Consider the following 1895-nt stretch of genomic DNA (forward strand, 5'->3'; position numbering starts at 1 on the left):
TGCCGCCGGCCTGTGCGGTTCGGGCGCGCTCGACGCGGTCAGCGTGATGCTGCGCCTCGGCGTGATCGACGGGAGCGGCCTGATCGACGCGGGATACGCCGGGCAGGGCGAAATTACGGAGTGGGACGGCCAGCCGGCCTGGAAACTCCCCGGCGCGGACGTGCTCGTGACGCAAAAGGACATCCGACAGATCCAGCTTGCCAAGTCCGCGATCTGCGCGGGCATCCGCACGCTGCTGGAGCACGAGGGCGTGGAAGCGTCGGACGTGGAGGAATTTTACATCGCGGGCGGCTTCGGCCACTCGATGGATGCGGGAAGCGCCGCGCACATCGGCCTGTTCCCGCCCGAGCTGCTGCCCAAGGTCACCGTAACCGGCAACGGCGCGCTGGCCGGCGCGGCCATGCTGCTGCTGCGGGGGGAATACCGCGGGGAGGCCGCGCGGACGGCCGCCATGGCGGAGGAACTGCCGCTTTCGGGCAGCGATACCTTTATGGATTATTATGTGGACGGCATGCTGTTCGGCGAGGAGGAATAAAATGCGTCTTGCGCTCATTGCCTGCTCGGTTTTTAACCGGGAACTCAGTTACGAAATCGCACGGTCGAAAAACCCGGTGCGCGTCTGGTGGCTCAAGCAGGGCCTGCACGACACGCCCGACCTGCTGCGGCTGACGCTGCAAAAGGAAATCGACCGCATCGAGGCCGAACAGGAGGCGCTGCTGCCCGACAAGCGGTACGAAGCGGTCTGCCTGGGGTACGGCCTGTGCTCAAACGGCGTGCTCGGCCTGCGCGCGGGCAGCCTGCCGCTTGTGGTGCCGCGCTGCGACGACTGTATCTCGCTCTTTTTAGGTTCGGCCGACCGCTACCGCGCGCTGTTTGCGCAAAACCCCGGGTGCTATTGGTATAACCCCGGCTGGATCGAGCATGCGTTCACGCCGTCCGAGGCGGCCTACGCCCAGCGGCGCGCCCAGTATGCCGAGGACTACGGCGAGGACAACGCCGACTATCTGCTGGAAGCCGAACGCAGTTGGGTGTATAATTATAAAAACTGCGTGTACATCGACAGCCCGGTCTACGAGGACGCATCCTATGTGGAATACACCCGGCAGGCCGCGGCCGACTACGGCTGGGCGTTTTCCCGCGAGCCGGGCGAGCAGGGCTACCTGCGCCGCCTGCTGGCAGGGGGCTGGGACGACCGGGAGTTCCTGGTCTGCCCGCCCGGCCATATCATCGAGGCCGATTATTCCGACCGGAAGGTGCGCGCAGCGTCCCCAAAATAAAGGAGCCGCCGCTTATGTATACCTATTCCCCTGTCCAGTGGGTGCTGGTGTTTTATATCTATTGCTTTTTGGGCTGGTGCTTTGAGTCCACGGTCGTATCCGTGCAGCAGCGCCGTTTCGTCAACCGCGGATTCATCCGCGGGCCGATGCTGCCGCTGTACGGCACGGGGGCGGTATTGCTGCTCTGGGTTGCGCTGCCGCTCGAGGGGCGCTCCCCCGTGCTGCTGTTCCTGGCGGGCATGGCCGCCGCGACCCTGCTCGAATATGTCACCGGCGTGGTGATGGAATCCATTTTCAAAGTGAAATACTGGGATTACTCGGCGCATAAGTTCCAGTTCCAGGGGCGCGTCTGCCTCCAGTCCTCGCTGGCCTGGGGCGCGCTGACCCTGCTGCTCACGGCCTTCATCCACCCGCCGGTGGAGCGGCTCGTGCTGTGGCTGCCGCCATTTGCGGCGCTCCTCATCGCGGCCGTGCTGACCGTGCTGTTTTTGTCGGACGTCGTCTTCGCCGTGCGCACCCCGCTCGACCTGGCGCGCGTGCTGGACGAACTGACCCGCCTGCGCGCGCAGGCCGACGAGCTGCGCGTCCAGCTCTCGCTGCTGAAAAGCGAGACGCGCG

The 1895-nt window shown here is 65.3% G+C and carries 3 protein-coding genes; all 3 read left to right on the forward strand.

What is annotated here, in order from left to right; translation table 11 throughout:
- Nucleotides 1–535: ASKHA domain-containing protein (locus tag CZ203_RS14665; protein ID WP_159456408.1), on the forward strand; the 535-nt coding region annotated here is incomplete at its 5' end.
- Between the two features lies 1 nt (nucleotide 536).
- Nucleotides 537–1277: a DUF1638 domain-containing protein gene (locus CZ203_RS07115; protein ID WP_159456409.1), complete on the forward strand. Its 741-nt coding sequence runs from the start codon at nucleotides 537–539 to the stop codon at nucleotides 1275–1277.
- A gap of 14 nt (nucleotides 1278–1291) precedes the next feature.
- Nucleotides 1292–1895, forward strand: a 604-nt coding sequence (locus CZ203_RS07120) for a putative ABC transporter permease (protein WP_143436175.1), incomplete at its 3' end; no start/stop codon positions are given.

This window comes from Intestinibacillus massiliensis, from assembly GCF_900155735.1.
Lineage (GTDB): Bacteria > Bacillota > Clostridia > Oscillospirales > Butyricicoccaceae > Intestinibacillus > Intestinibacillus massiliensis.